Genomic DNA, 25,949 nt, shown 5'->3' on the forward strand with positions numbered 1-25,949 from the left:
TCACTATTGACAATACTTTAGCTGAATTCCGCCCGCGCTGTGGGTATTTTGGCAGCAATCCAGTTTATTGTCGTCAACAAATTAGGCCACTGGCGTGTCTTGTACTATCCCGTCGACAAATAATTTCAATTCGCCGGGCGCAAACGCCGTCCATTGCTCATTCGTCGTCAGCGGCTGGGTAACGATCACGGCCACTCTGTCCTGGGGCGTCGTCACCTGGGAAAAGTCCACGCTCAGGTCTTCATCGGAGAGTTTAGCAGTTGGGAACGGATGTTGTCGCACCAGATAGTGCAAGCTGGTCGAGCAATGGGCAAACAGGGCCTCGCCGCTCGACAGCATCATGTTGAACGTGCCGTGGGCGGCAATGCTGGGCAACAACTGCGCCAGGGCGGCATGCAGTTGCGGCAAGGCCGGCGGGGCGTCGCCAAAGCGCGCATGCAATTCCTGCAGCAGGTAGCAGAAAGCCCGTTCGCTGTCGGTGCAGCCGACGGGACGGTAACTGCCCGTCAGCACGGGGTTGAAATCCTTCAAATCGCCATTGTGGGCAAAGACCCAGTAGCGGCCCCACAGTTCGCGCACGAAGGGGTGGCAGTTTTCCAGCGCCACCTGGCCTTGCGTGGCCTTGCGGATATGCGCGATGACATTGCGCGACTTGATCGGATAGCGTTTGATCAGTTCGGCCACAGGCGAGGCGATGGCCGCCTGGTGGTCGACGAAATGGCGCACGCCGGCGCCCTCGAAAAAGGCGATGCCCCAGCCGTCATGGTGGGTATCGGTATGGCCGCCGCGCATGGCGAAGCCGGTAAAACTAAAGACAATGTCCGTAGGGACATTGCAATTCATTCCGAGAAGTTGGCACATGGTCTGTTTGCAGCTGGATAACACGGCCACCATACCACGCCGCCTGGCGGATTGGTATGGTGGCGATAGCCATCCGATCAGTGCAACAGGACGGGCTGGCTCATGAGGGAATCGTAGCTGCCCAAGAATTCATCGATCTCTTCCATGCTCGGTTCGCTGGCGATCAATTCCGTGACGTCGCGACGAAAGTTTTGCGCAAGGATGCCGGCGATAAACGTTTCCCGCTTGCCCCCCTTGTCGACGATTTCATAGCCGCCAAAGCGCAGGGCTTCCAGGTCGCCATCGACGCCGAATTCCACGACGCTATATTGTTCGCTGTTATAGATCAGGTTCATTTTGCATCCTTCGCTCAAGCAAGAGAAACTCTTGCGGTTTCAGGACAGAGGTGGGGTTCCCACGCCGCCATTTCAAGCGGCAATGCCACCCTGCGGGCTACAGAGTTGTAACGAGATGCAAACTGCGACTGCGGTAAGACGATCAGGAAGCTACGTTGAGGAAACAAGCAAGTCCGGTTCCAGCGCCAGCAGGACATCGTAGGGACTGGCGGTCAGCCAGGTGCGCAGCTGTTCGATGTGCGAGGCGTCGGCCAGGCTGATGAACAGGCGCGCGGGTGGATGGCGCAGCAGACGATTTAATGTTACACGCAATACGAGATTGCCGCTGCAGCATAGACAACCGGGCGCGATGCGCAACAGTTGCAATGGAAACGATGAGGAAGGGGAAATTTGTTCGGCCAAGTCGGCCAGGATGGCGTTGCCGTCAGCGAGTCCCTCGAGGATCACGGCGGTCGTTTCGGCAGGCTGCAAGGCTTGCGCGATGGCCGCCTCGCGCTCGACGGCGCGACCGCCGCTGACCAGGGTCAGCGGCGTCGGACGCCGTACGCCTGACGTCACAGGCCTTTCTTGGCCAGCTTGCCCGGTTCCACGCCCAGCTGTTTCAGCTTGCGGTACAAATGGGTGCGTTCCAGGCCTGTTTTTTCCGCCACGCGGGTCATGCTGCCGCCTTCGCGGCCCAGGTGGTGTTCGAAATACATGCGCTCGAACGCATCACGCGCTTCGCGCAGCGGCAAGTCGAACGACAGGTTGTAGCCATGACCTTCGGCTACCGCCGGTACGGCGATGCCTGGGCGCACCATCAGCTGTTGCGGCGCGCTGCCGCCAAAGCTGGGCACGGGGTGGCTGCTTTCTTCGGCCACCACGGGCGCCACGGGACGCGGCGCCACGCTCGGCGCGCGCACGGTTTCCTGGGCCCGCGTCAAGCCTTGCTGGACTGCCTTCAGCAGTTTTTGCAGGGCAATCGGTTTTTCCAGGAAGTTCATGGCGCCGATGCGCGTCGCCTCGACCGCCGTATCGATGGTGGCGTGGCCCGACATCATGATCACCGGCATGGTCAGCAAGCCATCGCGCTGCCACTCCTTGAGCAGGGTGACGCCATCGGTGTCGGGCATCCAGATATCCAGCAATACCAGATCCGGCGCACCGGCGGCACGCGCTTCGCGCGCCTGCTGCGCATTTTCGGCCAGCTGGATAGCATGTCCTTCGTCGCCCAAAATTTCCGAGAGCAACTCACGGATACCCATTTCATCATCCACTACGAGTATGTTTGCCATTCGTGTCTTGCCTTCCTCATTTCGCCGGCCGACGCGCACAAGATGTACACGGCGGACAGCTATGATTTTATTAGTGTTTTAAATACTAAACCAGACCCTCACGCCAGGAATTCCTGGGCAGGAGTGTCGGGAGCTAACTTTAACAGCAAAATGACCACCGAAGCGCCACTGCCGTCGACCCGGTTCTCGATATCGATGCGTCCGCCGTGTTCATCGATAATTTTCTTTACCATCGCCAGGCCCAATCCCGTGCCGCGGGCCTTCGAGGTCACATACGGCTCGAAGGCGCGCGCCAGGATTTTTGGTGCAAAACCAGGACCATTGTCTGTGATGGCCAGCCGCACGGCGATATTCACGCCGCCGTCCGCACTGCGATAATGAATTGCTTCCGTCCTTACGTCAATCCGCGGATGCGGCGAGTCCGGCGGCAGGTCGGCCATGGCGTCCTGCGCGTTCTGCAGCAGGTTATGAATCACCTGGCGCAACTGGGTCGGATCGCCCATCACCATCGGCAGATTCGGCGCCAGCAGCGGGTGGATGATGTCGCCATCGTCGCCGCGCAGGTACAGGTTCAGTATCTCTTCGATCAGCTCGTTCAAGCGCAGCGGCACGAGCACGGCCGGCGGCGTGCGCGCATAGTCGCGGAAGTCGTCGACCATGCGCTTCATCGCATCGACCTGCTTGACGATGGTGGTGGTGGCGCGGCTGAGCAGGTCGGCGTCCGGCTGCTCCAGCTTGCCTTCCAGTTTCATCTGCAGGCGCTCGGCCGACAGCTGGATCGGCGTGAGCGGATTCTTGATTTCATGCGCCAGGCGGCGCGCCACCTCGCCCCAGGCGATCGAGCGCTGCGCGGAAATCACGTCGGAAATATCATCGAACACGACGATGTAGCCGCTGCCGGACTCCAGCGGCAGGCGCGAGCCGCGCGCCAGCAAGGTAATGTCATGCTCGTCGGCACTGCTGCCCAGGCGGCGGGGAATCTCGATTTGCCGCTGCCAGTGCAGGCGCTGCTGGTTGCGGCCCGATGCCGACTGCGCGCTTTGCGCCGTGAAGGCGCTGATGATGGCGCCGCCAAACTCTTCCATTCCAGCAATTTGGACCAGCGGCTGGCCCACCATGCTCATGCCGGAGTGTTGCAAGATGCGCTCGACGGACTCGTTGCAGGTGACCAGTTTAAAATCGCCATCGAGCACCATCACGCCGGCCGACATGTTCGCCAGCACCGATTCCAGGTGGGCCTTGGCGTTTTGCAGCGCGGCGCGGTTGCTTTCCACGGCCGTGCGCGCATCGAGCAGCTGGCGCGTCATGATGTTGAACGACTGTGTCAGGGTGCCCAGTTCATCCTTGGTAGCGACGATGGGGCGCGGCGACAAATCGCCCTCGGCCACGGCGCGCGTGCCTTCGGCCAGCAGCAGCAGGGGCTGGGCCAGGTTCCCCGCGATCAGGAAAGCGCTGCCGATGGCGCCAAAGATGGCCAGCAGCAAGGTCAGGGTGAGAATTTCCATGTACATCTTGCGCAGACCCACGCGCGCGACGAAACGTTCCTTGTATTCACTGTAGGCGGCGCGCAGCACTTCGCCATTCGTCGCCAGCTTGGGCGGCACGGCCTGCAGCAGTTGCAGGTAGCGGGGCGACACGGAAGGTCCCGGCACGGCAACCAGCACGCGCAGGCGCAGGCTGGCCGCCGTTTCCAGCGATGCGGGCGTACCCGCGCGGAAGCCGCCGCCGCCCGATTCCGTGCCATCGTCGTGCAATTCCAGGCCCCCTTCGGCGGAGGCATAGCCGGCCGGCAAGGCCGCCTGCACCAGCATGGCCGGCGTCGGCAAGTCGGCCGCGCTGTGCGGCCCGGCGCTGGCCAGCAGCACGCCGTCGCCGCTGACGAGCATGACATTTTGCATGCCCTCTTCGCGCAGCAGGCTGGTCAACACAGCCGGACCAGCCACCGGGTCGGCACCCAGTTCATCGACGGCCTTGCGGCCCCGGTGATCGAGCTCGACCAAGGCCGCATCGAGGCCGGCACGGCCCAGCTCAATCCCCGATTCCAGCGCCGCTTCGATCTTGACGTTGAACCAGGATTCGATGGAGTGGGAGACGAATTGCACGGAAACAAGAAAAATCACGAGGCCGGGCAAGATGCCGACGGCGGCGAACAGCATCACCAGGCGCGTCATCAGCTTGGAGCCGAACTTGCCGCTCTTGTAGCGCGCGTATAAACGGCCAAGGGAAATGCCCACCAGCGCCAGCAGGGACACGGCCACGGCCGCGTTCAAGCCCAGCAGCCAGGTGTAGTAACGGTCGAAAAAGCCGGAATTATCGGAAGCCGACGCCAGCAGGAACAGCAGGATACTGACAATGCCGCCGCCCACCACCAGCAGATAGCGCAATGCTTGACTCACTACTCCGCCGTATACAAGAAGGTTTTTTTATTCGAAGCCAGGCGCCAGTCGCTGTTATTGAAGGCATTGACCTGTATCGGCTTGGGCAGGTAGTCGCGGTCCATGCCCATGCGCAAGGTGACGTTATACGTCTGCCCCACTTTCAGTTCGCCGCGTCGCGCCACCAGCCAGCGGCTGGGGCGGCGGATCAGGAACAGCGCATCGTCGAGCGTGGCAAAGCTTTGCTGCAAGCCGCCGCCCGACACATGATACTGGCGCGTGAGCACGTTGTACGACAGCCGGCTGGTCTGGCGCGCCACGATGGCCTTTTCATCGAACCAGTACCAGCGGGGCCGGGTCAGTTCGATTTCCGTCGTGAAAAACAGGGGCACGCCATGCTGCACGGCATCATCGAGGTCGTGATTGAGCTCGAAGGAATACGTGGCGGCCAGCTTGTAACCCTCTTCGCTCGACTCGATGTAGGCGCGGGTGATCTCGACCATGTCCGCGGCATGCGCGCGTGGCATGGTACATGCCAGCATCAGCAGCAGGGCCAGGAGTCGGAAGAGTCGTGTTGTCACAAGTGTGCCGGTGTAGTCCGTAGGATAAGATTCGACGAATCGCTCAAGCCGCATTTTTTTGGAAGAGCGCATAGAACAAACCGTCATGGTCCTGCTCCGCGCTGCCAGTCGGCAACAGCTGGCCAGGCGCTGTCAATCGGGTGGCATTATTGCGCACCGCAAATGCCGCCGCCTGTGCCTCGGACTCCTGCGGCCACAATGAACATGTCACGAACAGCAATTTACCATCGGGGCGCAGCATCTGCCACAGGTTGTCAAGAATTTTGGATGAAAGTGTTGCAAGTTGGAACGCGTCACCCTTGCGGCGCAACCAGCGAATATCGGGATGGCGGCGCACGATGCCCGAAGCCGTGCACGGCACGTCGGCCAGGATGCGGTCGTACTGCTGGCCGTCCCACCACGCGCTCGATTGCGCATCCTGCGCCTTCAAGGTAGCGTCCAGGCCCAGGCGCTCGAGGTTTTCCGCGATGCGCGGCAGGCGTTTGGCGTCCGCGTCGATGGCCGTCACTTGCACGTCGGCCAGTTCCAGGATGTGGCACGTCTTGCCGCCCGGCGCCGCGCAGGCGTCCAGCACGCGCATGCCGTCCTGCAAGTCCAGCAGCGGTGCGGCCAATTGCGCGCCTGCATCCTGCACGGAAACGACGCCCTGCTCGAAGCCGGGGATCAAGGCCACGCCGATCGGCTTGTCCAGGCGCACGGCGAACGGCCCCACCTGGCGCGCGGCAATGCCCGCTTCCTGCAGCACGGCCAGATACGCTTCCACCGTGCTCTTGCGGCGATTTACGCGCAGGGTCAATGGCGGCACGGCATTGCCAGCCGTCAAAATGGCTTGCCAATCGCGCGGATAGGCCAGGCGCAGCGAGTCGATCCACCACTGCGGATAATTCCATTGCGCCAACGGTTGCTGCAGGGCCGCTTCCAGCAAGGACTTGCGCTCGCGCAAGAAACGACGCAAGACGGCATTCACCATGCCCTTGGCGTGCGCCAGGTCAGGGTGCGAGGTGGCGACCGTGACGGCCTGGTCGACCACCGTGAATTCCTCATACGGCTGCTCGCCCGGCTCGGCCGACATCAGGGACAGCGCGCAGCACAGCAGGGCGGCGAGCATCGGCGGCTCGGGCGCCTTCGACGTCATCAGGCCGACCAGGGCTTCGCTGCGGCCCAGCTGGCGCATGGTACGGTAGGAAATATCCTGGATGGCGCCGCGCGCCTGCGGGCTGGCGTTCGATTGCGTAAACACCTTGGCCAGCGCCTGCGGCAGGGCCGTGCCCGTGCGTACTTGCGCTACGGCATTGGCCGCGCCCAGCAGGCAAAACGCCAGCGAGTCGGCGCGCAAATCGGGTTGGAAGCCTGGCTGCAAGACCGGTTTCAGGTCGGGATGGTAGCTGGGACGCAATTTCGGGGCGGCAGGAGCCTGGCCTGGCGCCGGCTTGGTTTTCAATTTCAGCGTGGGGCGCTTGTTCATAGTTATCCGGTGTGGCTGCGCGCGGCGGGCTGCATGGAGGCAAAGTCGCGGCCGCGCGTCATCAATAAAGGGTCGATTGTAGCGTTTGTGGCGCCCTCTGGCCCAAGCGATTGCAGCGATACCTGTAAATTGCGGCAAAAAACTGCATATATACAAGCAGAATGCGCCATGCTGATGTTTTCGCGCACCAACATGGGCATGCTGTCCTGATAATATCGTGAAACACGCCGGCACGGGAACACTGCCGGCTGGCGTATTGTTCCCGGCGGCAAACCAGTATAATTAACGCAGTCTGGGCGGCTTGTGTACTTGCCGTCCGTTTTGCTTTTTGATTCATTCTATTCATTCTTAACGCGGTTCCACCGCCATCCTGCTCATGCTCGCCCAACAGAAACAAGAAATCATCGCCCTGTTCCAGGCCGCCCTCGCTCCCGTCCTGGCCGGCACTACGCTTGAGCCTACCGTGGTGCTCGAGCGACCACGCGATGCATCGCATGGCGACGTCGCCTGCAATATCGCCATGCAACTGGCCAAGCAGCTGAAACAGAATCCCCGCGAACTGGCGCAAACCATCGTGACGGCCGTGCTGGCCAATCCGGCCGGCAAGGGCCTGGTCGAGGCAGTGGAAATCGCCGGTCCCGGCTTCATCAACGTGCGCGTCTCCGCCGCCGCCAAGCAGGCCGTGGTGAAAACCATCCTGGGCGAGGCCGACAGCTATGGCCGCAGCACGGCAGGCGCCGGCAAGCAAGTCATCCTGGAATTCGTCTCGGCCAACCCGACCGGTCCACTGCACGTGGGCCACGGCCGCCAGGCGGCACTGGGCGACGCGCTGTCCTCGCTGTTCGACGCGCAAGGCTACCAAGTGACGCGCGAGTTCTACTATAACGACGCGGGCGTGCAGATCCAGACCCTGGCCAATTCCGTGCAGGCGCGCGCGCGCGGCTTCAAGCCCGGCGACGCAGAATGGCCCGAGTCGGCCTACAACGGCGACTACATCGCCGATATCGCCAACGACTTCAAGGCCGGCAAGACCGTCTCGGCCAGCGATGGCCAGCCTGCGTCGGCCAACGGCAACGTGGAAGACATCGATTCGATCCGCCCGTTCGCCGTCACCTACCTGCGCAACGAGCAGGACATCGACTTGCAGGCGTTCGGCGTGAAGTTCGACAATTACTACCTGGAATCGTCGCTGTACGCGGACGGCAAGGTCAACAGCGCCGTGGAAACCCTGATCAAGGCCGGCCACACCTACGAGCAGGATGGCGCGCTGTGGCTGCGCACCACCGACTTCGGCGACGACAAAGACCGTGTGATGCGCAAGACGGACGGCACCTACACGTATTTCGTGCCGGACGTGGCGTACCACCTGGTGAAATGGCAGCGCGGCTTCGTGCAGGCCATCAATATCCAGGGCAGCGACCACCATGGCACCATCGCGCGCGTGCGCGCCGGCCTGCAGGCGGTCGACATGGGCATCCCGCAAGGCTACCCCGACTACGTGCTGCACAAGATGGTCACCGTCATGAAGGACGGCGAAGAGGTCAAGATCTCGAAGCGCGCCGGCTCCTACGTGACCGTGCGCGACCTGATCGAATGGTCGGGCGGCGGCGACATCGCCAAGGGCCGCGACGCCGTGCGTTTCTTCCTGATCTCGCGCAAGGCCGACACGGAATTCGTCTTCGACGTCGACGTGGCGCTGAAAACCACCGATGAAAACCCCGTCTATTACGTGCAGTACGCGCATGCGCGCATCTGCCGCATCCTGGAAAACTGGGGCGGCGATGAAAGCGCGGTCGCCAACGTCGACCTTTCCCCACTGACGGCGCCGACCGAAGCGACCTTGCTGGCGACCCTGGCTGCCTACCCGGAAATGCTGGCGCGCGCGCAAGCGGAACTGGGACCGCATCAAGTCGCCTTCTACCTGCGCGACCTGGCCGCCAACCTGCACAGCTTCTACTTCGCCGAAAAAGTGCTGGTCGAGGACGAAGCCGTCAAGATGGCCCGCCTGGCCCTCGTCATCGCCGCGCGCCAGGTATTGCGCAACGGCCTGGCACTGATCGGCGTGTCCGCGCCAAACAAAATGTAATCGCGAAGGTCAAACAGTCAATGAATCACGCTTCCCGCTTCTCTTCGACCCGGCGCCAGCAGGGCAACACCCTGGTCGGCATCATCATCGGCCTGGTCATCGGCCTGGGCATCGCCGTGGTGGTCGCCCTGGTGATCACCAAGGGCGCCTCGCCGTTCACCGACAAGTCGGGCAAGGCCGGCAAATCGGCCGAACCGACGGCCGGCCAGATCGCCGACCCGAACAAGCCGATGTACGGCAACAAGGAAGCGGCCAAGGAAGCGGCGCGCGACTTCTCCAAGGAACCGCGCGAGATCGTCACGCCAACGCAGCCAGCCGCACCGGCGCCCGCACCCGCTCCAGCGCAGCAGCCGAAGGCACCGCCGCCGGACGCGCTGCAGGAATTGATCGGTACGTTGAAAGACAAGCCGGCGCCGAAAACGCCGGCGGCAGCACCAGCGCCGCAAGCGAAGGCCGACGTGAAAGAGGCCAAGGCCGATGCAGCCAGCGACAAATGGATTTATTATCTGCAGGCTGGCGCCTTCCATGACATGTCGGACGCCGAAAGCACACGCGGCAAACTGGCGTTGCTCGGCTTCGAAGCGGCCATCAGCGACCGCAGCACCGATGCCGGCGTGCTGCACCGCGTACGAGTCGGGCCTTTCAACCAGCTCGAAGCGATGAACCGCGCACGCACCAAACTGTCTGAAAACGGCATCGACGTCGCCGTCGTCCGCAACCAAAAATAAGGAACCAGCATGCGTTTTCTGAAGAACATCCTGATCGCCGCCGCACTGTGCACGGCCGCCATGGGCGCATTGGCCTCGCCGGCCGACCCGAAAAACGGCGTCGAGTACGAAACCCTGGCCACGCCGCAGGCGACGGAATCGGGCAAGAAAATCGAAGTGACGGAATTCTTCGCCTATTACTGCCCGCATTGCAACGTGCTCGAACCGCAGCTGGCGGCCTGGGTCAAGAAACAGGGGGACAACATCGTCTTCAAGCGCGTGCACGTGTCGCGCGATGAGAGCGTGGCGCCGCAGCAGCGATTGTTCTTCACCCTGCAAGCCATGGGCCTGGTCGACAAGCTGCACACCAGCGTCTTCCACGCCATGCACGTGGAACGCAACCGCCTGAACACCGACGACGCCGTCTTCGACTTTGTCGCCAAGCAGGGCGTGGACCGCCAGAAATTCATCGACACCTACCGTTCCATGGGCATCTCGGCCCGCGTGCGCCGTGCGGACGCCATGATGCAGGGCTATAACGTGACGTTCTGGCCCATGATCGCCATCGACGGCCGCTACATCACGTCGCCTTCGCAAGCCGATCAGGGCAGCAAGTCGGCCAAGAACGAAGAGCAGCTGAACGCCCAGGCGCTCAGCGTGATGGACGTGCTGGTCGCGAAAGCCAAAGCGGAAAAGAAATAAGCATGGCCACTTCCCTGGCGCGCCCGGGCATCGCCTGATGCATCGCATTTTCATCACGGGCGCGTCGAGCGGACTGGGCGAAGCCCTGGCGCTGCAGTACGCGCGCCAGGGCGCCCAATTGGGCTTGCTGGCCCGCCGCGGCGACACCCTGCAGCAACTGATCGCCTCCCTGCCCCACCCTGAACGCCACCGCGCCTACGCCGTCGATGTGTGCGACCACGCCGCCCTGAAAAGCGCGGCCGGCGACTTCATCGCCCATGCCGGCGGCATCGACGTCGTCATCGCCAGCGCCGGCGTGTCCTACGGCACCTTGAGCGAGCACGCGGAAGACCTCGACGCTTTCGCGCGCCTGATCGCCATCAACGTCACGGCCACCGTCGCCACCTTTGCGCCTTTCATCGCCACCATGAAAAGCCAGGGCAGCGGACGGCTGGTGGGCATCGGCAGCGTGGCCGGCATCCGCGGCCTGCCCGGCGCCGAAGCCTACAGCGCCTCGAAGGCGGCCGTCATCAGCTACTGCGAATCGCTGCGCCTGGAATTGAAACCTGCGGGCATCAAGGTCGTCACCATCACGCCCGGCTACATCGACACGCCGATGACGCGCCACAACGCCTACCGCATGCCCTTTTTGATGCCGGCCGAAAAATTCGCCGCGCGGGCCGCGCGCGCCATCGCCGATGGCGACAGCTACCGCGTGATCCCGTGGCAGATGGGCGTCGTCGCCAAGCTGCTGCGCGCGCTGCCCAATGCCGTGTACGACCGGGCCTTCGCGAATGCGCCGCACAAGGCGCGCAACTGATCCAATTACCATGACGAAGCACTCAGACTTGAACAGCGCGGCCATCGCCGCCCATTGCGCCACGGGCGCCGCCCACGTATGCATAGAGGTGGTCGACGAAACGGGATCGACCAACGCCGACCTGCTGGCGCGCTGCGCCACCCTGGCCGGCCCCACCCTGCGCATCGCCGGCCAGCAGACGGCCGGACGGGGGCGCGCCGGACGGCCATGGGTGTCGCAAGCGGACGCCAGCCTGATGTTCTCGCTGGCCTGGCGCTTCAAGGGACCGCTGCATCAGCTAGTGGGATTGCCGCTGGCCGTCGGCGTGGCGCTGGCCGAAACCATGTCCTCGCTGGGCGTGCCGGTGCAACTGAAATGGCCGAACGATCTGCTCAAGGATGGCCATAAACTGGCCGGCATCCTCGTCGAGACGCAGCAGGCGGCCGATGGCGCCGTGTGGGCCGTGATCGGCTGCGGCATCAATCTGCTGATGCCCGATGCGCTGGAACGGCAGATCGGTCGCAGCGTTTCCGCCGTGCCCTGGCTGGCGCAGATGGAACGCAATACCCTGGTGGCGGCCCTCTTGAGCCGCCTGGCCGGCGTGCTGGCCGAATTCGACGACACAGGCTTTGCGCCGTTCACGGAGCGCTGGAATGCACTGCACGCCTGGCAGGGCCAGCACGTGAAAATCCTCGACAACGGCCAGCTGCTGCAGCAAGGCGTGGCGACCGGCGTGGATCACCTGGGCCGCCTGCTGCTGCGCACCGATGGCGGCCTGCAGGAAGTCATGTCCGGCGACGTATCCTTGCGCCTGCTGGGGGAGTAAGCGCATGCTGCTGCTGATCGACGCCGGCAATACGCGCATCAAATGGGCACTCGTGGCCCCAGATAGTGCCGCCGGCGGCTGGTTGGCCAGCGGCGCCGTCGCGCATGCGCAGATCGACACCCTGGCCGCGCAGTGGGCGCCACTCGCTATCCATGAAGCACTGCTGTCGAACGTGGCAGGCGCCGTCATCGGCACGCGCCTGCGCGCCATGCTGCCGGTCGTTGCCCGCGACTTTGTCTCGCTGCCGCAGCTGGCGGGCCTGACGAATGGCTACCGCGCGCCGTCGCAGCTGGGCTGCGACCGCTTTGCCGCCGCCATCGGCGCGCAGGCGCTGGCGCCGGGCCTGCCCGTCATCGTCGCCAATTGCGGCACCGCCACCACCATCGACGCCATCACGGCCGATGGCGTTTTCCTCGGCGGGATGATCTTGCCGGGACTGGGATTGATGGCCAGTTCGCTGGCGCGCAACACGGCGCAGCTGCCGCAAATCGCCAGCGACGCCGCCCTGCCGGCCGGCTTTGCCGACAACACGGACGACGCCATCCTTTCGGGCTGCCTGGCGGCCCAGGCGGGCGCCATCGAACGGGCCGTGCGCATGCACGGCGCCAGCGCCTGCCTGCTGTCGGGCGGCGCCGCGCCGCGCATCGCGCCGGCACTGGCGCTGGCGGTGCCGCTGCACCTGGTCGATAATATCGTCATGATCGGCCTGCAGGCCGCCGCGCGCGCCGGGGCCGCAGGAACACAAGGAAACCACGTATGCTGAAATTCGTCTTCTGGCTGCTGGCCGGCGTCAACCTGCTGGTACTGGCCATCGGCCAGGGTTATCTGGGCAGTTTTCGCACCGAGACGCGCGAACCGGCGCGCCTGAAAAACCAGCTGCAGGCGGGCAAGCTCGCCTTGCTGACGCAGGAGCAGGCCACGGCGTCTGCCGCGCCGCCGGCCGCCGAAGGCGCGACACCAGCAGCCGCCGCACCAGCGGCGCCGCCATCGTATGCATGCACGGAAGTGGGCAATTTCCTGCTGGCCGACGGCCGCCGCTTCGAAGCGCAAGTGGCCGCGCTGAACCTGGGCGACCGCCAGTCGCGCCGCAATGTGGCCGGCCAGGATATTTCCAGCTATATGGTGTACATCCCGCCGCAGGGCAGCAAGGAAGGCGCCGACCGCAAGGCTGGCGAATTGAAGCAGCTGGGCGTGACGAATTACTTCATCATGAACGAAAGCAGCCCGCTGCGCTGGGGCATTTCACTGGGTGTGTTCAAGTCGGAAACGAGCGCGCAAAGCCAGCTGGCATCGCTCAACAAACAGGGCGTGCACAGCGCCCGCGTCGCGCCCCGTTACAGCGCCAGCAAGCAATTCGCTTACCAGTTCCGTGACCTCGACGCCGCCACGCGCACGCGGCTGGCCGAGATCACGAAGCAGTTCGAAGAGCAGGAACTGCGCTCCTGTAAATGACACCTGACAGTCGTGTCGGATTACGGCGCTTTGCGCCTAATCCGACCTACGCTTATCTTTCGATGACGATCGGTTTGACCCCCGCCGACGCCGGCAGGCTGGCCGCCGCGCGCGCCGCATCGGCGCGGCTCGTGAACGGTCCGCCGTACAGGCGGAACAAGGGGCCGGCCGGCACCACATCGAGATTGCCCAGCGTTTGCGCATACGGCGCCAGTTGCGCGCGGCCCGCTTCCGCATTATCCGCACGCGAATAGGCGCCCAGCTGCAGGTAGAAGCCGGTGGCCAGCGCCGCTGGCGCGGGCGCGGCCACGGTGGCATCGACCGCTGACAGCGCGGTGATGTCAGGCTGCACCACGGCGCGCATTTCCGGTTCGCTGTCGGCCGGCGTATCGATCGACCTGGCCACCACCGACGGCACCGGCTTCGGCGTCGCACGGGCCGCCAGGATGGCGTCGATATCTGCCGGCAGCAGCCGTTCGACGACCACCTGGTGGCTGCCCTTGCCGAGGAATCCCAGTTTCAGCGCCGCCGTATAGGACACGTCGATGACGCGCGTGGCGTGGAACGGGCCGCGGTCATTGATGCGCACGATCACCTGCTCGCCGCTGTCGATGCTCGTCACGCGCGCATACGACGGAATCGGCAAGGTCGGGTGGGCCGCCGTCATCTTGTACATATCGTAGATTTCGCCCGACGAAGTGCGCTGGCCGTGGAATTTCTTGCCATACCAGGTGCCCGTGCCCTTCTGCTTGAACGGTTCGTTGTCGGTGATCGGGGTATACGTCTTGCCGAATACGACATACGGGCGATTCGAGCGCGTCGAATACGGCTCGTTGCGCACTTCCGCATCGGGCACGTCGCGCAGGTTGGCCGGCGGATTGTCGCCCGGGCCGTCATCCTTGTAGTAGCCGCCGCGCCCGGAGCCGGCCGCCGGCAATGCCGGCAAGGTGGGGTCCTGGCGCACGGGCACCTTGACCTTGCCGCCGGACGGCAGCGGCACATTATTCGATGCGGGCTTTTGCGGCGTCGTGCCGCAAGCGGCCAGGGTCAGCAAGACCGCCAGGCTCAGCCCGCGCATGGCGAAGGTGTCGAAAGGCGCCCGCATCAGGTCTGCACCAGCTTGCGGTGGCGCTGAATGCTCATCAGGATACCGGTGGCCACGCCCAGGGTCAGCAGCGCGGTGCCGCCATAGCTGAGGAATGGGAGAGGGACGCCGACCACCGGCACGATGCCGCTGACCATGCCCATGTTTACAAAGGCGTACGTAAAGAAAATCATAGTTATCGCTCCTGCCAGCAGGCGAGTGAAAAAACTGGGGGCGTTGGCGGCGATCATCATCCCCCGTCCCACCAGCAGCAAATACATCAGCATCAGGATCAAGTTACCGACCAGGCCGAATTCCTCGGAATATACGGCAAAAATAAAATCGGTCGTGCGCTCCGGAACGAATTCCAGGTGGGCCTGCGTGCCGTGCGTCCAGCCCTTGCCCGTCATGCCGCCGGAACCGATGGCGATGATGGACTGGATGATATGGAAGCCCTTGCCCAGCGGGTCCTTGGTCGGGTCGATCAGCATCATCACGCGGTCGCGCTGGTAATCATGCAGGTGCGACCAGGCGATCGGCAGGCAGGAAACAAAGGTGATCAGCAAGCCGGCCAGCACCTTCCACGACAGGCCGGCCAGGAAGATGACGGTAAAGCCGGCCGCCACCACCAGCAGCGCCGTGCCCAGGTCGGGCTGGCGCGCGATCAGGTAGACGGGCACCAGCAGCAGCACGGCCGCCATCAGGAACGATTTCCAGCGCAGCGCGCCCGCATTGTGCTGGAAGAACCAGGCCAGCATCAGCGGCGTGGCGATCTTCAGGAATTCGGACGGCTGGATGTCGATCACGCCGATATGCAGCCAGCGCCGGGCACCGAGCTTGATGGTGCCGAACAGCGCCACGGCCACCAGCAAGATCACCGATACCGTGTACGCGGGCACGGCGATGCGCATCATCATCTGCGGCGTGATGTTGGCCGCCACCCACATGACGAAAAAGCACAGCAGGATGTTGCGCAGATGGTCCTCGATCTTGCCGGGAATGCCGATGCTGGCCGAATACAGGGTCAGCAGGCTGGTACACAGCAGCATCAGGATGATGATCATCAAGGGCGGGTCGAACACCGCCAGGTAGGGTTTGGCGCGCCGCCACAGCGAGCGCCTCTCGTTAATGGGCATGTGCTTCCTTATTGCCTGGCAGGAGTCGCCGGGGCGGCCTGCTCGTCAGTGATTTCTTCCAGGGTGCGCACTTCGTCGACATCTTCCTTGGGCACCTTGGTGGTGTCCTTTTCCTTGTCGCTCGGGCGCTTGCCCAGCAGGTAGTAGTCGAGCGCCTTGCGCGCGATCGGGGCGGCCACGCCGGCGCCGAAGCCCGCGTTTTCCACCACGATGGCGATCGCGATGCGCGGCTTGTCGGCCGGCGCGAAGGCCGTAAACAAGGCGTTGTCGCGCAGGCGCTCGGCCAGCAGCTTGGCATTGTACTTCTCGTTTTTCTTGATGCCCACCACCTGCGCCGTCCCCGTCTTGCCGCCCACCGTGTACTGCACGCCGGTGAAGATGCGCGCGGCCGTGCCGCCCTGCTCGCTGGTCACGCCCACCATGGCGCGCTTGATGGTGTCGATGTTTTCCTGCTTGAGCGCGATGCGGTAGCTTTCCTTCGGCACGGTCAATGTACGCGCGCGCGTGGCCGCGTCTTCGATGATTTTCACCAGATGCGGTTTCATCACCACGCCGTTGTTGGCCAGGTTGGCCGTCGCGTGGGCGATCTGCAGCGGCGTGTAGGAATTGTAGCCGGAGCCGTTACTCACCGAAATCGTGTCGCCGCCCACCCATTTTTTCTGCTGCGGCGTCTTGAAGCGGTTGCGCTTCCATTCCGTCGACGGCAGCACGCCCGTCTTTTCGTTATTCAGGTCGATACCCGTCAACTGGCCGAAACCGAACGGCTTCATGAAGTCGTGAATGGCGTCGATGCCCATGTCGCGGCCCAGCTGATAGTAATAGGTGTTGCACGAGACGACGATGGACTTGTGCATGTCCACCGTGCCATGGCCGCCCACCTTGTCGTCGCGGAAGGTGTGGCCGCCGAGGATGAAGAAACCGGGATCGGAAATCGACTGGCTCGGCGTGCGCTTGCCCAATTCCAGTGCGGCCAGCGCCATGAAGGGCTTGAAGGTCGAGCCGGGCGCGTAGGTGCCGGACAGGGGACGGTTGACCATCGGCCGGTCCAGCGAAGTATTGAGTTCGTTCCAGCTTTGCTGGTCGATGCCGTCGACGAACAGATTCGGGTCGTAGCCGGGCTTGGAGACGTAGGCCAGGATGTCGCCCGTGGCCGGGTCGATGGCCACGGCCGCGCCGCGCCATTCGCCAAACGCTTCCTCGACCACTTTTTGCAGCTCGATGTCGATCGACAGGATCAGGTTATTGCCAGGGGTCGCCGCCGTGCGCGACAGGGTGCGCATGGCGCGCCCGCCGGCCGACACTTCCACTTCTTCGTAGCCGGTGGTGCCGTGCAGCTGCTTTTCGTAGCTTTTTTCCAGGCCTTCCTTGCCGATATGGTCGGTGCCATTGTAGTTGGCCGCGTCCTCGCCCTCTTCCAGCGCCTTGGCTTCATTGCGGTTGATGCGGCCGATAAAGCCCACCACGTGCGACGCCACTTCGCCCATCGGATATTGGCGGAACAATCGCGCCTGCACCTCGACGCCGGGGAAGCGGAAACGCTGCGCCGTGAAACGCGCCACTTCCTCGTCCGTCAATCGTGTGCGCAGCGGCACGCTGACGAAGTTCTTCGATTCTTCCAGCAGCTTCTTGAAGCGGCGGCGGTCCTTGATATCGATCTGCACCAACGTCGACAGCTCGTCGATCACGGAATCGAGGCTGGCGCTCAGTTTCGACGGCGTGATTTCCAGGGTGTAGGCCGAGTAATTGCGCGCCAGGACCACGCCGTTGCGGTCGAGTATCAGGCCGCGCGTGGGCACGATGGGCACCACGGCGATGCGGTTGTCCTCGGCCTTGGTCGCGTAGTCCTCGTGCTTGATCACCTGCAGCCAGATGAAGCGCGCCAGCAGCAGCGAAAAGCAGACGAAGACGAGCGCGCCCAGGATGGTCAGGCGCATGCGGAAAAAATGCAGTTCGCGCTCGGTGTTCTTGAGTTCAGTCATGGCAGGCGCTCGTCAGATCGGCCGGTTATGGTCGCGGTCAACGGCGCGGCGCTGCGGTGCCAGCAGAATCCACGTGACGATGGGCCACAGGGCGACGGCGACGAAGCTCTCGATGAAATTGAGCCAGCCGGGGAAGCGGCCCGAGACGATCAAGCGCGTCAGCAATTGCAGCGCCTGCGTCAGCAACAGCAGCGGCAGCACGTGCAACGCCTGCGTCATGATGGGGAACCACAGCACGCGGCGGTGCATCATGATGGCGAAATACGACAGCAAGGTGTAGGCCAGCGCATTCTCGCCCAGCAGGGTCGAATCGTGCACGTCCATCATCAGGCCCATGAAGAACGCCACGCCGATGCCGACCTTGCGCGGCTGGTGGATGCCCCAGAAGACCAGCACCAGCGCGACGAAGTCGGGCACGCCGACGAACTGCCCCCACGGCAGCAAGTTCAGCAGAAAAGCGCACAGCAGGGAAAAACCGATGAACAGGGGGCTGACCGGCAGCAGGATGTAATGCGGGCGGTTCATCGTGTCGCTTCCTTCGGTGGCACGGCGGCAGGTGCTGGCGTTGCTACAGGCGCCGCCGGTTTCGGCGCGGGGCTGCCAGGCGGTTTCGCGGCCGGTGGCGTGGCCGTATTGGCGGCCGGTGGCGTCGCAGCGGCAGGCTCCTTGGCAGGGTCCTTGATCGGCGCCATCTTGCCGGCGATCTTGCGGCCCGTCTTGATATCTTCAGCGGGCGGGCGCGGCGGAATCTCGGGCGACGTCATGAGGATGAGCAGCTGGGTATTGCGTTCAATGCCGGCCAGCGGCTGGCACACGACGCGGCCGAACGGGCCATGCGCATTGCGCTCGACCAGGGTCACGCGCGCCACGGCCAGGCCGGCCGGGTACAGGCCGTCGAGGCCCGAGGTAATGACGATGTCGCCGATCTGGATGTCGGCGCTGGGGGCCGTGAAGCGCAGCTCCATGGTGCCGGACTTGCCGCGGCCGATGGCCACGCTGCGCACGCCATTGCGCAGCAGCTGCACGGGAATGGCCTGCTCTTCATCCGTCAGCAAGGTCACTTCGGAGGTGAACGGGAACACGCGCGTGACCTGTCCCACCACACCCAGGTTGTCGATCACGGGGCGGCCCAACTCCACGCCATGCTGGATACCCCGATCGAGCACGATCTTGCGCGTGGCCGAATCGCGCGTGTCGTACAGCACTTCGGCCATCAAGGTCTTGACGGGCACGCGCTCGCGCGCTTCCATCAGCTTGCGCAGGTGGTTATTTTCAACGATGTTGAGCTGCGCCTGCTGCAGGATCTGCGCCGAGGCGATCTGTTCGTGCTTCAGGTCGCGCACCTGTTTTTCCAGAGCGGACAGCGACGAAAAATAATTGCCGACGCCAAGCGCCACGTCACGCGGCACCAGGGCAGCCATCTGCACCGGATACAGCACGGTGCCGACGGCCTGGCGCACGGCAGTCAGCGCGTGCATGCGCGAATCGACCAGCAGCAGGGCGATAGAAATGCCGGCGAACACCATCATCTTGACGCGGGCGGAGGCGCCTTGTTTGAAAAGTGGCGGAGGACTGTATTCCATGACTTCCAATAATCAGGCCAGGCGCAGTGCGCCAACGTGCAGGCCCCGGTCAAACGCCGGCGCCAAAACCAAAAAAAGGCCGGAATGGTTTCCGGCCCTTCTGTCAGATTATTCGTAGGAGAAGATCGAGCCGAGCTTGTCCATACGTTCCAGTGCCATCCCGGAACCGCGCACCACGCAGGTGAGCGGGTCCTCGGCCACCAGCACCGGCAGGCCGGTTTCCTCCATCAGCAGGCGGTCCAGGTCGCGCAGCAGTGCGCCGCCGCCCGTCAGCATCATGCCTTTTTCGGCGATGTCGGCGCCCAGTTCCGGCGGCGTCTGTTCCAGCGCGTTTTTCACGGCCGAGACGATATTGTTCAGCGGGTCGGTCAGCGCTTCGAGGATCTCGTTGCTGGAGATGGTGAACGAGCGCGGGATGCCTTCGGACAGGTTGCGGCCCTTGACTTCCATTTCCTTCACTTCCGAACCAGGGAAAGCCGAACCGATGGCTTTCTTGATGGCTTCGGCCGTCTGTTCGCCGATCAGCATGCCGTAGTTGCGGCGGATGTAGTTGACGATGGCTTCATCGAATTTGTCGCCGCCGACGCGCACGGAACCCTTGTAGACCATGCCGCCCAGCGAGATGATGCCCACTTCGGTCGTGCCGCCACCGATGTCGACCACCATCGAGCCGGTCGCTTCGGATACGGGCAAGCCCGCGCCGATGGCAGCTGCCATCGGCTCTTCGATCAGGTACACCTGCGAGGCGCCGGCGCCCAGGGCAGATTCGCGGATCGCGCGGCGTTCGACCTGGGTCGAACCGCAAGGCACGCAAATGATGATGCGCGGCGATGGACGGAAGAATTTCGAGTCGTGCACCATGCGGATGAATTGCTTGAGCATTTGCTCGGTCACGGTGAAGTCGGCGATCACGCCATCTTTCATCGGACGAATCGCTTCGATATTGCCCGGCACTTTGCCCAGCATCTGCTTGGCTTCCTTGCCGACTGCCTGAATGGTCTTCTTGCCATTCGGACCGCCTTCCTGGCGGATGGCGACAACGGATGGTTCGTCCAGGACGATACCGAGGCCGCGTACATAAATAAGGGTGTTGGCCGTGCCCAAGTCAATGGCCAGATCGGTGGAGATATACCTGCGTAAAAAACCAAACATGAGTGTCCTGTAGCGCATCGAGCTGCGCAAAAGCTGTTTATGGGGAGTTTCAAAGCGGGCGCTTTCAGGCACCCTGAAAATCCGTGGAGGCGATTTTTTCGGGTTTCGCTTGGCGCTTGCGCAATCTTTTCTATGCTGCGGCAGCGGTCCATCAGCGCCGGCAACGCATTAACCCGCCATTCTACCTTATAATTTGAATGCGATTTGCTCAAAAACCATGGAAAAGTGCGACTCTTGCAGCCGCGAGTTACGCGGCATTCCTCGATTTTTGTGAGCAAAATAGCAGTAAATACCCGCGTTTTATCAAAACGCCAACTTAATACTAATGCGCGGCACTCCGCGCCATTCGCCATGTCCCTGACACTCTCCGACGTAAAACGCATCGCCCACCTGGCCCAACTTGAAATGGCCGACGACCAGGCCGTCACGTCTTTGGCCCAATTGAACAAGATTTTTGCCCTGGCAGAACAAATGCAAGCCGTCAATACCGATGGCGTGGCGCCCCTGAGCCACCCGCTGGCCGCCCACATGGACAATATCGCCCTGCGCCTGCGCGAAGACCTGGCTACCGAAACGAACCGCCGCGACGCCTACCAGGCCGTGGCGCCGAAGGTACAGGATGGCCTGTACTTGGTGCCAAAAGTGATCGAGTAACTGCGCCGCTCCATGCTGTTGCCTTCCCGTCGAATATCAAAATAGAAACGCCATGCATACAAAATCCATCAAACAGCTGTCCACGCTTTTGCAGAACAAGGAAATTTCCGCCGTTGCGCTGGCGACGCATTTCCTCGACCGCATCGAAGCGGACACCTCGAACGCCTTTTTGCACGTCGACCGTGCCCTGACCCTGGCGCAAGCGGCCGAAGCGGACGCGCGCATCGCCGCCGGCACGGCCACGCCATTGACGGGCGTGCCGATCGCGCACAAGGACTTGTTCGTCACCAAAGGCTGGCGCACGACGGCCGGCTCGAAAATGCTGGCCAACTACGCCAGCCCGTTTGACGCCACCGTGGTGGAAAAATTCCAGGCGGCCGGCATGGTCACCTTGGGCAAGGTCAATTGCGATGAATTCGCCATGGGCTCCGGCAATGAGAACTCGGCTTTCGGCGCCGTGCGGAACCCGTGGGACAAGCACGCCGTGCCGGGCGGCTCGTCGGGCGGCTCGGCCGCTGCCGTGGCGGCCGGCCTGACGCCGGCGGCCACCGGCACCGACACGGGCGGCTCGATTCGCCAGCCTGCCGCTTTTTGCGGCATCACCGGCATCAAGCCGACGTATGGCCGCGTCTCGCGCTTCGGCATGATCGCCTTTGCCTCGTCGCTGGACCAGGGCGGCCCGATGGCCCGCTCGGCCGAAGACTGCGCCCTGCTCTTGAGTGCCATGGCCGGCTTCGACGAGCGCGACTCGACCAGCCTGTCGCCGGAACAAGGCGGCGTGGCGGAAGATTTTTCGCGCGAGCTGGGCCAGCCCCTCACGGGCTTGCGCATCGGCGTGCCGCGCGAATACTTCGGCGAAGGTTTGGCCAAGGACGTGGAAGCTGCCGTGCGCGGCGCGCTGGCGCAATATGAAAAGCTGGGCGCCACCCTGGTCGACATCTCGCTGCCGAACACGGCCCTGTCGATTCCCGCCTACTACATGATCGCCCCGGCCGAAGCGTCATCGAACCTGTCGCGCTACGACGGCGTGCGCTACGGCCACCGCGCTGCCGAATACAAGGACTTGCAGGACATGTACAAGAAGTCGCGCGCCCAGGGCTTCGGCCCGGAAGTGCAGCGCCGCATCATGGTCGGCACCTATGTGCTGTGCCACGGCTACTACGACGCCTACTACCTGAAGGCGCAAAAGATCCGCCGCCTGATCGCGCAGGATTTCGACGCCGTCCTGAATGGCCCGAACGCCGTCTGCGACGTCATCATGGGTCCGGTCGCGCCGACCGTCGCCTGGGACCTGGGCGACAAGACGGACGACCCGGTGGCGAACTACCTGGCCGACATCTATACGCTGTCGACCAGCCTGGCCGGCCTGCCCGGCATGTCGATACCTTGCGGCTTCGGCGAAGGCGAGAAAAACAGCAAGCGCCCCGTCGGCCTGCAAATCATCGGCAATTATTTTGGCGAAGCCAAGCTGCTGAACGTCGCCCACCAGTTCCAGCAAGTGACGGACTGGCATACGCGCAGCCCTGCCGGTATTTAATAAGAACAGACGCGCCGCCCAGGCGGCGCCACCAGAAAATAAGCGAGAACACTATGCAATGGGAAGTCGTCATCGGTCTTGAGAACCACGTGCAGCTCACGACCGAATCCAAAATTTTCAGCGGTTCGCCGATCAAGTACGGCGCCGACGCCAACACGCAAGCGAGCCCTGTCGACCTGGCGCTGCCAGGCGTGCTGCCGGTGATGAACAAGCAGGCCGTCGACCGCGCGATCCGCTTCGGCCTGGCCGTGGGCGCCACCGTCGCGCCGCACTCGGTCTTCGCGCGCAAGAACTATTTTTACCCTGATTCACCGAAGGGCTATCAGATCAGCCAGTTCGAAGACCCCGTCGTCATCGGCGGCGCCCTGACCTTCGGCTACGAAAAGGATGGCGAATTCGTCACCAAGACGGTCAACCTGACGCGCGCCCACCTGGAAGAAGACGCCGGCAAATCGCTGCATGAAGACTATGCAGGCATGAGCGGCATCGACTTGAACCGCGCCGGCACGCCGCTGCTGGAAATCGTCTCGGAACCGGAAATCCGCAGCGCCGCCGAAGCCGTGGCCTACGCCAAGGCCCTGCACTCGCTGGTCATGTGGCTGGGCGTTTGCGACGGCAACATGCAGGAAGGCTCGTTCCGCTGCGACGTCAACGTCTCCGTGCGCCCTGTCGGCCAGAAGGAATTCGGCACCCGCTGCGAAATCAAGAACCTGAACTCCTTCCGCTTCATCGAGGAAGCCGTGCACGTGGAAGTGCGCCGCCAGATCGAACTGATCGAAGACGGCGGCAAGGTCGTGCAGGCGACGCGCCTGTACGATCCGGACCGCAAGGAAACGCGTGAAATGCGCAGCAAGGAAGACGCACAGGATTACCGCTATTTCCCGGACCCTGACCTGCCGCCGCTGGTCATCTCGCCAGAATGGATCGCTACCGTCAAGGCGTCGATGCCGGAGCTGCCGGCCGCCATGCGCGCCCGTTTCATCAGTGAATACGCGCTGCCGGACTACGATGCGCTGGTGCTGACGCAGTCGAAAGCCATGGCCACCTATTTCGTCGCCGTGGTCGACAAGGCCGGCAAGGAAAACGCCAAGGCCGCCGCCAACTGGCTGATGGGCGACGTGTCGTCTACTCTGAACCGCGAAGGCGTGGACCTGGACGACGCGCCCGTCTCCGCCGCGCAACTGGCCGCCATGCTCAAGCGCATCGCCGACGGCACGATCTCGAACAAGGCGGCGAAAGAAGTCTTCGCCGGCATGTGGGAAGCGAAATCGACTGACGAAAACCTGGTCGACACCATCATCGACGCCAAGGGCCTGAAACAGATTTCGGATACTGGCGCCCTGGAAGCCATCGTCGATGAAGTGCTGGCGGCGAACGCCAAGTCGGTGGAGCAGTACCGCGCCGGCAAGGAAGCGGCCATCAATGCGCTGATCGGCCAGGCCATGAAAGCGTCCAAGGGCAAGGCCAACCCGGCCCAGCTGACGGAACTGCTGAAGGCCAAGCTGGCGGGCTAACTCCCCTCTCCCCAAAAAAAAGACGCTGCGGCGTCTTTTTTTTCGCCTGAACGCGTCGTTTATAAACAGCCTTGTCTACACTTTTTCTCTTCCCTAAAGGGCGTTTGCAGACCATCAAAAATTAAAGTATACATTTTTGTCTACAAGGTTTAATCTAGCCCTATTGAATTTCAGGCAAGAGGAAAACCGCATGGCCAAGACGCACGACATCCCGAAACCGACGGCGGCCGAACTCGATCTGCTGCAGGCGCTGTGGCCGCTGGGCGCCGCCACGGCCAAGCAGGTGCACGAGGCGATGGCGCTGGCCAAGCCGGCCATCACGTATGGCACCGTGCTGCGCCTGATGCAGATCATGCACGGCAAGGGCTTGCTGATCCGCGATGAAAGCCAGCGCTCGCACGTGTATGCGCCGGCGCAGGCGCAGGACAGCCTGCAGACGAACCTGCTCAAGGAATTGATGCAGAAGGCCTTTGCCGGTTCGGCCAAGGCGCTGGTGCTGGCGGCGCTGCGCACGGGCGTGTCGCGCGCCGAACGCGAAGAGATCGAAAAAATGCTCAAGGACGATCAGTCATGAGCGGCTTCGTGCCAGCGCTGGGCTGGACCCTGCTGCACTTCCTGTGGCAAGGCTTGCTGATCGGCTGCGCCACGGCGCTGGCGTGGGCGGCCCTGCGCAATGCGCGTCCGGAGGCGCGCTACGCCGTCGGTTGCGGCGCCCTGCTGGCCTGCCTGGCATGGCCGGCGGCGGGCTTGTATCTGCGCCTGGCCGGTGGCGACGCCACGGGCGCTCCGTTCTCCAGCGCCTTGCTGCCGGCCGCTCTGCTGGCACCCGACAGCCTGCCCGACCTGGACCTGCTGCTGCGCGCCGTCGTCGGCGTGTGGGCTTTGTGCGCCGCCGTGCTGGTCGTGCGCATGGCGCTGGGCATGCTGTGGATAGAACGCAGCGCCAGGAACACGGGCGCCACGCATGGACAACTGCAGACCAGGCTGTCGCACATGGCGCACGATGCGGGCGTGACGCGGCCAGTGCGGCTGCGCGTGCTCGACGGCATCGCCAGCCCGCTCACGGCCGGCATCTGGCGCCCCATGGTGCTGGTGCCCGCCTCGCTGTTGACCGGCATGCCGCCGCACCTGCTCGACGCGCTGCTGGCGCACGAACTGGCGCATATCCGGCGCCACGATTATCTGATCAACCTGCTGCAAAACGCCATCGAAGCGCTGCTGTTTTTCCACCCTGCCGTCTGGTGGATTTCACGCGGCGTGCGCCTCGAACGCGAACATATTGCAGATGATTTCGCAGCAAGACAACTGGGCGAACCGCGGCGTCTGGCTCTTGCACTTTCGGAACTGGAACGCCTCCAGTTCTCAACCCACCACCTGGCCCAGGCGGCCAACGGAGGAGATCTTATGTCACGTATCAAACGATTGCTGCGCCCCGCACCACAAACCCTGAACTGGAAGGCGGCAGTGCCGCTGCTGGCCCTGGCCGGCGCCTGCCTCGGCATCTACGGCCAGGCCGTCGCCGCCGACAGCGCGCCCGTGCTGGAGCGCCGCCCCGTCATCGACTTTGGCGTCTGCGGCAAACCCGTCTACCCAGCCGCATCCTTGCAGGCGAAGGAAGAGGGCAAGGTCACCATGTCCTTCGACGTCGATGCCGCCGGCAAGGTAACAGCTTCGAGCGTCGTCAAAAGCAGCGGCCATCCGGCCCTCGATGAGGCGGCGCGCAGCGGCATCGCCAAGTGCACGTTCAAGCCGGCCCTCGCTGGCGGCAAGCCTGTCAGCGCCAGCGTCAAGGCGCAATACGTCTGGCGTCTGAAGTAATGTACGGGCGGCGGCAGCGCAGCAACATCGCAGCAGCGCTGCCGCCGCCC

At 63.5% G+C, this 25,949-nt stretch carries 25 protein-coding genes; 12 read left to right on the plus strand and 13 right to left on the minus strand.

Features of this window, described 5'->3' with window-relative positions:
• Nucleotides 1–81 precede the first annotated feature (81 nt).
• The 7 genes from VM94_RS10730 to rsmB form a co-directional block, all read right to left on the minus strand.
• Nucleotides 82–861 (minus strand): class II glutamine amidotransferase, encoded by a 780-nt coding sequence (locus VM94_RS10730; protein WP_082127667.1) that lies wholly within the window; start codon nt 859–861, stop codon nt 82–84.
• A gap of 77 nt (nt 862–938) precedes the next feature.
• Nucleotides 939–1,196, minus strand: coding sequence for a BTH_I0359 family protein (locus tag VM94_RS10735; protein WP_034749313.1), 258 nt, complete (start codon nt 1,194–1,196; stop codon nt 939–941).
• 150 nt (nt 1,197–1,346) lie between these two features.
• On the minus strand, nt 1,347–1,754 hold the full coding sequence (locus VM94_RS10740; protein ID WP_046683472.1) for a hypothetical protein: 408 nt from the start codon (nt 1,752–1,754) through the stop codon (nt 1,347–1,349).
• The gene (locus tag VM94_RS10745) at nt 1,751–2,470 is read right to left on the minus strand and encodes a response regulator (RefSeq protein WP_034749318.1); all 720 of its coding nucleotides are present in this window, start codon (nt 2,468–2,470) and stop codon (nt 1,751–1,753) included. Before VM94_RS10745 ends, VM94_RS10740 begins: the two co-directional genes overlap by 4 nt.
• A 98-nt stretch (nt 2,471–2,568) precedes the next feature.
• Nucleotides 2,569–4,866, minus strand: coding sequence for a sensor histidine kinase (locus tag VM94_RS10750; protein ID WP_046683473.1), 2,298 nt, complete (start codon nt 4,864–4,866; stop codon nt 2,569–2,571).
• Complete coding sequence (locus VM94_RS10755) at nt 4,866–5,372, minus strand: DUF4390 domain-containing protein (RefSeq protein WP_235194189.1); 507 nt, start codon at nt 5,370–5,372, stop codon at nt 4,866–4,868. The genes VM94_RS10750 and VM94_RS10755 overlap by 1 nt, the downstream gene beginning before the upstream one ends.
• A 97-nt stretch (nt 5,373–5,469) precedes the next feature.
• Nucleotides 5,470–6,891: a 16S rRNA (cytosine(967)-C(5))-methyltransferase RsmB gene (gene rsmB / locus VM94_RS10760; protein ID WP_046683475.1), complete on the minus strand. Its 1,422-nt coding sequence runs from the start codon at nt 6,889–6,891 to the stop codon at nt 5,470–5,472.
• Between the two features lie 376 nt (nt 6,892–7,267).
• On the opposite strand from rsmB, the gene argS reads away from it, so the two are divergent.
• From argS to VM94_RS10795, 7 genes are read left to right on the plus strand one after another with little or no spacing between them, the layout of a single operon-like run.
• The gene (gene argS / locus VM94_RS10765) at nt 7,268–8,977 is read left to right on the plus strand and encodes an arginine--tRNA ligase (RefSeq protein WP_046683476.1); all 1,710 of its coding nucleotides are present in this window, start codon (nt 7,268–7,270) and stop codon (nt 8,975–8,977) included.
• A gap of 20 nt (nt 8,978–8,997) precedes the next feature.
• Nucleotides 8,998–9,705 carry an SPOR domain-containing protein gene (locus VM94_RS10770; protein ID WP_046683477.1) on the plus strand — a complete coding sequence of 236 codons (708 nt, stop codon included), beginning with the start codon at nt 8,998–9,000 and terminating at the stop codon, nt 9,703–9,705.
• A 9-nt stretch (nt 9,706–9,714) separates the two neighbouring features.
• Nucleotides 9,715–10,386: a thiol:disulfide interchange protein DsbA/DsbL gene (locus tag VM94_RS10775; RefSeq protein WP_046683478.1), complete on the plus strand. Its 672-nt coding sequence runs from the start codon at nt 9,715–9,717 to the stop codon at nt 10,384–10,386.
• 37 nt (nt 10,387–10,423) lie between these two features.
• The gene (locus tag VM94_RS10780) at nt 10,424–11,185 is read left to right on the plus strand and encodes an SDR family oxidoreductase (protein ID WP_046683479.1); all 762 of its coding nucleotides are present in this window, start codon (nt 10,424–10,426) and stop codon (nt 11,183–11,185) included.
• Nucleotides 11,186–11,195: 10 nt separating this feature from the next.
• Nucleotides 11,196–11,990 carry a biotin--[acetyl-CoA-carboxylase] ligase gene (locus VM94_RS10785; RefSeq protein WP_046683480.1) on the plus strand — a complete coding sequence of 265 codons (795 nt, stop codon included), beginning with the start codon at nt 11,196–11,198 and terminating at the stop codon, nt 11,988–11,990.
• Between the two features lie 4 nt (nt 11,991–11,994).
• Nucleotides 11,995–12,753, plus strand: coding sequence for a type III pantothenate kinase (locus VM94_RS10790; RefSeq protein WP_046683481.1), 759 nt, complete (start codon nt 11,995–11,997; stop codon nt 12,751–12,753).
• Entirely contained in the window at nt 12,747–13,442 is a 696-nt protein-coding gene (locus tag VM94_RS10795; protein WP_046683482.1) for an SPOR domain-containing protein, read from the plus strand. The genes VM94_RS10790 and VM94_RS10795 overlap by 7 nt, the downstream gene beginning before the upstream one ends.
• A 52-nt stretch (nt 13,443–13,494) precedes the next feature.
• Here the strand turns inward: VM94_RS10795 and VM94_RS10800 are convergent, their stop codons facing one another.
• The 6 genes from VM94_RS10800 to VM94_RS10825 form a co-directional block, all read right to left on the minus strand.
• A complete protein-coding gene (locus VM94_RS10800; protein ID WP_046683483.1) occupies nt 13,495–14,547 on the minus strand; it encodes a septal ring lytic transglycosylase RlpA family protein in 1,053 nt (350 codons plus the stop codon).
• Nucleotides 14,547–15,662: a rod shape-determining protein RodA gene (gene rodA / locus VM94_RS10805; protein WP_046683484.1), complete on the minus strand. Its 1,116-nt coding sequence runs from the start codon at nt 15,660–15,662 to the stop codon at nt 14,547–14,549. Before rodA ends, VM94_RS10800 begins: the two co-directional genes overlap by 1 nt.
• 8 nt (nt 15,663–15,670) lie before the next feature.
• On the minus strand, nt 15,671–17,641 hold the full coding sequence (gene mrdA, locus VM94_RS10810) for a penicillin-binding protein 2 (RefSeq protein WP_046683485.1): 1,971 nt from the start codon (nt 17,639–17,641) through the stop codon (nt 15,671–15,673).
• A gap of 12 nt (nt 17,642–17,653) precedes the next feature.
• On the minus strand, nt 17,654–18,166 hold the full coding sequence (gene mreD / locus VM94_RS10815; RefSeq protein ID WP_034749354.1) for a rod shape-determining protein MreD: 513 nt from the start codon (nt 18,164–18,166) through the stop codon (nt 17,654–17,656).
• The gene (mreC, locus tag VM94_RS10820) at nt 18,163–19,224 is read right to left on the minus strand and encodes a rod shape-determining protein MreC (protein WP_046683486.1); all 1,062 of its coding nucleotides are present in this window, start codon (nt 19,222–19,224) and stop codon (nt 18,163–18,165) included. The genes mreD and mreC overlap by 4 nt, the downstream gene beginning before the upstream one ends.
• Nucleotides 19,225–19,332: 108 nt before the next feature.
• A complete protein-coding gene (locus tag VM94_RS10825; protein WP_010393186.1) occupies nt 19,333–20,376 on the minus strand; it encodes a rod shape-determining protein in 1,044 nt (347 codons plus the stop codon).
• A gap of 351 nt (nt 20,377–20,727) precedes the next feature.
• Here VM94_RS10825 and gatC point away from each other — a divergent pair, with 351 nt between their 5' ends.
• The 5 genes from gatC (at nt 20,728) to VM94_RS10850 (ending at nt 25,899) form a co-directional block, all read left to right on the plus strand.
• Nucleotides 20,728–21,030, plus strand: coding sequence for an Asp-tRNA(Asn)/Glu-tRNA(Gln) amidotransferase subunit GatC (gene gatC / locus VM94_RS10830; protein WP_046683487.1), 303 nt, complete (start codon nt 20,728–20,730; stop codon nt 21,028–21,030).
• A 52-nt stretch (nt 21,031–21,082) separates the two neighbouring features.
• Complete coding sequence (gatA, locus tag VM94_RS10835; protein ID WP_046683488.1) at nt 21,083–22,567, plus strand: Asp-tRNA(Asn)/Glu-tRNA(Gln) amidotransferase subunit GatA; 1,485 nt, start codon at nt 21,083–21,085, stop codon at nt 22,565–22,567.
• Nucleotides 22,568–22,605: 38 nt separating this feature from the next.
• Complete coding sequence (gene gatB, locus VM94_RS10840) at nt 22,606–24,081, plus strand: Asp-tRNA(Asn)/Glu-tRNA(Gln) amidotransferase subunit GatB (RefSeq protein ID WP_260687384.1); 1,476 nt, start codon at nt 22,606–22,608, stop codon at nt 24,079–24,081.
• A gap of 190 nt (nt 24,082–24,271) precedes the next feature.
• A complete protein-coding gene (locus VM94_RS10845; protein WP_046683490.1) occupies nt 24,272–24,655 on the plus strand; it encodes a BlaI/MecI/CopY family transcriptional regulator in 384 nt (127 codons plus the stop codon).
• Nucleotides 24,652–25,899: a M56 family metallopeptidase gene (locus VM94_RS10850; protein WP_046683491.1), complete on the plus strand. Its 1,248-nt coding sequence runs from the start codon at nt 24,652–24,654 to the stop codon at nt 25,897–25,899. Before VM94_RS10845 ends, VM94_RS10850 begins: the two co-directional genes overlap by 4 nt.
• Nucleotides 25,900–25,949: the final 50 nt, after the last annotated feature.

The organism is Janthinobacterium sp. KBS0711 (assembly GCF_000988085.1).
In the GTDB taxonomy this organism is placed as follows: Bacteria; Pseudomonadota; Gammaproteobacteria; order Burkholderiales; family Burkholderiaceae_D; genus Janthinobacterium; species Janthinobacterium lividum_E.